Consider the following 6,024-nt stretch of genomic DNA (forward strand, 5'->3'; position numbering starts at 1 on the left):
GGCCCTGCGCGGAAACTTCCCCCACCCGAGGGAACCGGCGCGTGCGGTTAACGCCCCCCCCGGTGCCCCCCCCGCCCCCCGCGCGCGGGGCGACGTCGTCGAGGGTGATCTCCAGGCCGTGATCGGCGAACAGCTCACGAGCGGCCGCGACGATACGTGCCTGGTTGCGCGCGGCATCGGCGCGCAGTCGGCGGGGTGGTGCGGCAGTCGTCGTGGCGTGATTCACAGCTACATCCTACCCATCCCTGGATTAAGTGGAGGTGGTTTCTCCGTTACTCTGGTAGCTTCGAATGAAGCGGAGGCGGTATCTCCGATTATGCCACTCACATCGAACCCAGCCGACTTACAAGGGGAGTTATGACCACCACACTCGAGACCGGGACGAAGGGTCCCGCGGCCGCGGATACCGGCCGCCGCGGGTCCCACGCCCTGCGCTGGTGGGTGCTTGCCGTGCTCGGCATCGCCCAGTTGATGGTCGTGCTGGACGCGACGATCGTGAACATCGCCCTGCCCGCGGCCCAGGCCGACCTCGGCTTCGGCGACGGTGACCGGCAGTGGGTCATCACCGGCTACGCCCTCGCCTTCGGCAGCCTGCTGCTGCTCGGCGGCAGGCTCAGCGACCTGTTCGGTCGCCGCAACACCTTCATCATCGGCCTGATCGGCTTCGCGGTGGCCTCCGCGATCGGCGGCGCGGCCACCACCTTCGAGATGCTCGTCGCCGCCCGCGTCGGCCAGGGTGTCTTCGGCGCGCTGCTCGCGCCCGCCGCGCTCTCGCTGCTGACGGTCACCTTCACCGAACCCGGTGAACGAGCCAAGGCCTTCGGCATCTTCGGCGCCGTCGCCGGTGCCGGTGGCGCGATCGGCCTGCTGCTCGGTGGCGCGCTCACCGAATGGGCGTCGTGGCGCTGGGCGATGTACGTCAACCTGATCTTCGCCGCCGTCGCGCTGGTCGGTGCCGTGCTGCTGCTGGCCAAGCACGTCTCGAACGCGCGGCCCAAGCTGGACTGGCCTGGCACGATCGCCGTCACCGCGGCACTGTTCGGCATCGTCTACGGCTTCTCGCAGGCCGAGTCCGAAGGCTGGACCGCGCCCTCCACGCTGGCCTTCCTGATCGGCGGCACGGTGCTGCTCGCGGTGTTCGGGTGGCTGGAGACCCGGGTCGCGCACCCGCTGCTGCCGCTGCGCATCGTCGCCGACCGCACCCGCGGCGCGTCCTACCTGACCGTGTTCATCATGGGCATCGGGATGTTCGCGATCTTCCTGTTCCTCACCTACTACATGCAGCTGACCCTGCAGTACTCGCCGATCATGACCGGCGTCGCGTTCCTGCCGATGGTCGCGGGCATGGTGGCTTCCTCGACCACCGCGCCCTCGTTGCTACTGCCCAGGGTCGGGCCCAAGGTCGTCATCAGCGGCGGCTTCCTCGTCGCCGCGGCGGGCATGCTCTGGCTGACCCAGATCGGCCTGGACACCGGCTACGCCACCCACATCCTGCCCGCGCTGGTGCTGCTCGGCCTCGGTCTCGGTGGCGCGATGTCGGTCGCGTTCCAGGGCTCGACCGCCGGGGTGGACCACGAGGATGCCGGTGTCGCCTCGGCGATGGTCAACACCAGCCAGCAGGTCGGCGGTTCCATCGGCACCGCGCTGCTGAGCACGATCGCGGCCTCGGCGATGACCGACTACGTCGCAGCGCATCAGCCGGGCCCGCTGACCATGGCGCAGGGCGCGATCGAGAGCTACACCACCAGCTTCTGGTGGGCGACAGCGACGTTCGTGCTCGGCGCGATCGTGATCGGTGTGCTCATGCCGAACACGGTGCCCGCTCCGGCCGAAGGTGAGCCGGTGCTGGCGCACTGAGCCACCCGGCGATGGCCCGGACCGACAATCGGTCCGGGCCATCGGTGTTCCTCGGCGTCTCGATACCATGAGCAACGACCACCGTCGGATCAGCAGGGGAGGGCAGCGCCATGACATCGCGGCCCCCGGCGCTCGATCCCGCCGTCCTCGCGGCGATCTCGGTGGGTGGCGGCCTCGGCGCGAGCGCCCGTTTCGCCGCCGGGCACTGGTGGCCGGTCCGTCCGGGGGAGTTCCCGTGGTCGACGCTGGCGGTCAATGTGTCCGGCTGCTTCGCGATCGGGGTGCTGATGGTGGCGGTCACCGAACTGCGGGCGGCGCCGAAACTGGTGCGCCCGTTCCTGGGAGTCGGTGTGCTGGGCGGGTTCACGACTTTCTCCACCTTCGCCCTCGAGCTTCGTACACTGATCGACACCGGTGCGGTGGGCACGGCGGTGGCCTATCTCGGCCTGTCGGTGCTCGCCGGGCTGGGTGCCGTGGCCGTGGCCGTGATCGCGACCCGGTGGGTGGCAGGCGCCGGACGGCGGACCACGTGAATCCGAGGACGGAAGGGTGCCATCCGATGGTCGAGATGTGGGCTACCGCGCGGCGAGGCCGCCGGTGACGGCGGCGCTCGTGCTGGCAGGCGGAATGCTCGGCGCCCCCGCTCGCTACCTGGTCGATCGGGCGGTGTCCGCGCGCTTTCCGGCGGGGCTGCCCTGGGGGACGCTAACCGTTAACATTGTCGGTTCGGCGTTGCTCGGTGGTCTGATCGGCGCGAGTGCGGGCAGTGCGCTGCTTGCGTTCGCGGCAACCGGCTTCTGTGGTGCGCTGACCACGTTCAGCACGTTCGGTTACGAGACGGTCCGTCTGGTGACCGAGGGCGCCTACGTGTATGCCGTGGGCAACGTCGTGATCAGCGTCGCGGCGAGCCTGGCCGCGGTGTACGCCGCCGCGTCCCTTACCCAGTGGTTGTGCGCATGATCCTCATGACCAGCCGCGCGCAGCCGACACGGAAGGGAACACCCACCATGGCCCACGATCGCGCCGGACGGCCAGCCCGCCCGACCGACCTGGTGGACATCGCCCACCTGGTCACCGCGTACTACAGCCGCGTGCCCGATCCGGCCGAACCGGGTCAGCAGGTCGTGTTCGGCACCTCCGGCCACCGCGGCTCCAGCGAGGATTGCGCGTTCAACGAGGCACACATCATGGCGATCACCCAGGCCATCGTCGAATACCGCGCCACCCGCGGCATCACCGGCCCGGTCTACCTCGCGCGCGACACCCATGCCCTGTCCGAGCCCGCGTGGACCACCGCGCTCGAGGTGCTCGCCGGCAACGACGTCACCGCCGTGATCGACGCCCGCGACCGCTACACCCCGACCCCAGCGCTGAGTCACGCTGTGCTGCGCCACAATCGGGGCGGCACCAAGCACCAGGCCGACGGCATCGTGGTCACCCCGTCGCACAATCCGCCGCGCGACGGCGGCTTCAAATACAACCCGCCACACGGCGGCCCGGCCGACACCAAGGCCACCGACGCCATCGCCGCCCGCGCCAACGAGCTGCTGCGCGGCGGCCTCGCCGCGGTGAAGCGGGTCTCGCTGACGCAGGCGCTGAGCACCCACGTCGAGCGCTACGACTACCTCGACCACTACGTCGCCGACCTGCCGAACGCGTTGAACCTGGACGCGATTCGCGGCGCGGGCATCCGCATGGGCGCCGACCCGATGGGCGGCGCGAGCGTGGACTACTGGGAGGAGATCGGCCAGCGTTTCGATCTCGAATTGGAAGTGGTCAATCCGTTCGTCGACCCGACCTGGCGCTTCATGACCCTCGACAGCGACGGCAAGATCCGGATGGACCCGTCCTCCCGGCACGCCATGGCGGCGCTGGTCGGCATCAAGGACGACTACGACATCTCCACCGGCAACGACGCCGACGCCGACCGGCACGGCATCGTCACCCCCGACGGTGGCCTGATGAACCCCAACCACTTCCTGGCCGTCGCGATCGAATACCTGGTCGCGAACCGGATGTGGTGGGACGCGCTGACCAAGATCGGCAAGACGGTGGTCAGCTCGTCTTTGATCGACCGGGTCGTCAATGTGCTGGGCCGCGACGTCTACGAGGTACCGGTCGGGTTCAAGTGGTTCGTGCCCGGATTGTTCAGCGGCAGCCTGGCATTCGGTGGTGAGGAGAGCGCGGGCGCGTCGTTCCTGCGGATGGACGGCACCGTGTGGACCACCGACAAGGACGGCATCCTGCTGGCATTGCTCGCCGCCGAGATCGCCGCTGTCACCGGGCAGACCCCGTCGGCCCGCTACGGTGAGCTGGAACGCCAGTACGGCAGTCCCGCGTACGCGCGCATCGACGCGGCGGCCACCAGCGCGCAGAAGGCCAAGCTCGCGGCGCTGACCCCCGACGCCGTCACCGGCACCGAGATCGCCGGCGAGGAGATCACCGGCATCCTCACCACCGCGCGCGGCAACGGCGCACCACTGGGCGGTCTGAAGGTGACCACCGAGAACGCCTGGTTCGCCGCCCGCCCGTCGGGCACCGAGGACAAATACAAGATCTACGCCGAATCGTTCCTCGGCTCCGAGCATCTGACCCAGGTGCAGGCCGCCGCCGAGGAGATGGTGAATCAGGCGCTGGCCGAGTGAGCGCGCAGGCGAAGGTACGGCTACCGGCCGAGATCTGGGTACTGATCGCGGCGGCCTTCGTCATCGCGCTCGGCTTCGGTCTCGTCGCGCCGGTCCTGCCGCAGTACGCGCGCGAATTCGGCGTCGGGATCGCGGCGGCCTCGGCGATCGTCAGCGCGTTCGCCCTGATGCGCTTGCTGTTCGCGCCGGCCAGTGGGCGGCTCGTGCAGAAGCTGGGCGAGCGGCGGGTGTATCTGGCGGGCATCCTGATCGTCGCGTTGTCGACCGGTGCGTGCGCGCTGGCCCAGACGTATTGGCAACTGCTGGTGCTGCGTTCGCTCGGTGGCGTCGGGTCGACGATGTTCACGGTGTCGTCGATGGCGCTGATCATCCGGGTGTCCCCGCCCGCCGCGCGCGGACGGGTCTCGGGGATCTACTCGAGCAGCTTCCTGATCGGCTCGCTGCTCGGTCCGCTGGTCGGTGGCGGCGCGGCCGGGCTCGGGCTGCGCGCGCCGTTCCTCATCTACGCGGCCGCGCTGCTGATCGTGTGCGGGATCGTCTTCGTCGGACTGCGCGAATCGCCGGTGCTGGCGGTCGAGGAGGGCTCGGCCGCACCGGAATTCACCTTCCGGCACGCCTGGTCCGAACCCGCCTATCGCGCGGTCCTGCTGTCGAGTTTCGCCGGCGGCGCCGCCGTGTTCGGTGTGCGGATGGCCTTCGTCCCGCTGCTGGTCGTGGAGATCCTGCGGCAGGAATCGGGCATGGCCGGTGTGGCGCTGACCGTGTTCGCCGCGGGCAATGCCGCTGTGCTGTTCGCGTCGGGGCGGTTGTCGGACCGGTTCGGCCGTAAACCGTTCCTGATCGCGGGGTCGGCGATCTGCGCGGTCGGCACCGGTGTGCTCGGGTTCGCGCCCTCGCTGCCCTGGTTCCTGGCCGCCTCCTTCGTCGCCGGGGTGGGGTCGGGGATGTTCAGCCCGGCGCAGCAGGCGGCGCTGGCCGATGTGATCGGCGCCCGCGCGCGCGGCGGGCCGGTGCTGGCGGCGTTCCAGATGGCGGCGGATCTGGGCACCGTGCTCGGTCCGATCGTGATCGGCTGGGTGGCCGAGCGCACCTCGTTCGGGGTGGGCATGGCGGTCACCGGTGGCGTGCTGGCGGTGTCGGCGGCGGTGTGGCTGGTGACGCCGGAACCGTCCCGGATCAAACATCCCGAGGACCCGGAGCATCCTGATCACGCCGGTGACGGCATCGATCCGCAGTGCACCTGCGACGGCTGCCCCGACGGTGTCCCGGTGGTGCGCACCGGCATGGTGACATCGCTGCGGCCGGTCGACTCCGACCAGCCGAAACGGTAGACCCGCAGGTCAGCGATATATTCGCTGGCCCAGGCGGCGAGCTTCCGGTGACTCGAGGCAAAGTGGACGCGTGAGCAGCGCCGGTTCCCAGCACAATCCCCGTCCCGTTTCCAGCAACACCACCTACGCCTTGGCCGCGGTGGCCCTCGTCGTGATCGGGCTCCTGGTCTTCGCCGCGTTCAAGTGGAACC

Annotated in this window: 5 protein-coding genes and 1 pseudogene; 5 read left to right on the forward strand and 1 reads right to left on the reverse strand. The window is 69.8% G+C overall.

Going from position 1 to position 6,024, the window contains the following annotated elements:
- Positions 1-226: pseudogene (locus ACFWPJ_RS06235) on the reverse strand (hypothetical protein); the annotation flags it as partial.
- Positions 227-357: 131 nt separating this feature from the next.
- Here ACFWPJ_RS06235 and ACFWPJ_RS06240 point away from each other — a divergent pair.
- The 5 genes from ACFWPJ_RS06240 to ACFWPJ_RS06260 all read left to right on the forward strand — a co-directional run bounded on the left by ACFWPJ_RS06240 (position 358) and on the right by ACFWPJ_RS06260 (position 5,833).
- A complete protein-coding gene (locus ACFWPJ_RS06240) occupies positions 358-1,857 on the forward strand; it encodes an MFS transporter (RefSeq protein WP_378847834.1) in 1,500 nt (499 codons plus the stop codon).
- A 110-nt stretch (positions 1,858-1,967) separates the two neighbouring features.
- Positions 1,968-2,390 carry a fluoride efflux transporter CrcB gene (crcB, locus tag ACFWPJ_RS06245; protein ID WP_378847837.1) on the forward strand — a complete coding sequence of 141 codons (423 nt, stop codon included), beginning with the start codon at positions 1,968-1,970 and terminating at the stop codon, positions 2,388-2,390.
- 37 nt (positions 2,391-2,427) lie between these two features.
- Complete coding sequence (gene crcB, locus ACFWPJ_RS06250) at positions 2,428-2,817, forward strand: fluoride efflux transporter CrcB (protein WP_378847840.1); 390 nt, start codon at positions 2,428-2,430, stop codon at positions 2,815-2,817.
- Between the two features lie 47 nt (positions 2,818-2,864).
- Positions 2,865-4,502 (forward strand): phosphoglucomutase (alpha-D-glucose-1,6-bisphosphate-dependent), encoded by a 1,638-nt coding sequence (gene pgm / locus ACFWPJ_RS06255; RefSeq protein WP_378847842.1) that lies wholly within the window; start codon positions 2,865-2,867, stop codon positions 4,500-4,502.
- Positions 4,499-5,833, forward strand: a complete 1,335-nt coding sequence (locus ACFWPJ_RS06260) for an MFS transporter (RefSeq protein ID WP_378847844.1) — start codon at positions 4,499-4,501, stop codon at positions 5,831-5,833. The genes pgm and ACFWPJ_RS06260 overlap by 4 nt, the downstream gene beginning before the upstream one ends.
- Positions 5,834-6,024 lie beyond the last annotated feature (191 nt).

The sequence above is a fragment of the Nocardia sp. NPDC058497 genome, assembly GCF_042720195.1.
Taxonomy (GTDB): domain Bacteria; phylum Actinomycetota; class Actinomycetes; order Mycobacteriales; family Mycobacteriaceae; genus Nocardia.

Bases quoted from the DNA above. Each gene is read 5' to 3' on its own strand.
- pgm (WP_378847842.1), top strand. From the start codon at position 2,865: ATGGCCCACGATCGCGCCGGACGGCCAGCCCGCCCGACCGACCTGGTG.
- crcB (WP_378847837.1), top strand. From the start codon at position 1,968: ATGACATCGCGGCCCCCGGCGCTCGATCCCGCCGTCCTCGCGGCGATC.
- ACFWPJ_RS06240 (WP_378847834.1), top strand. From the start codon at position 358: ATGACCACCACACTCGAGACCGGGACGAAGGGTCCCGCGGCCGCGGAT.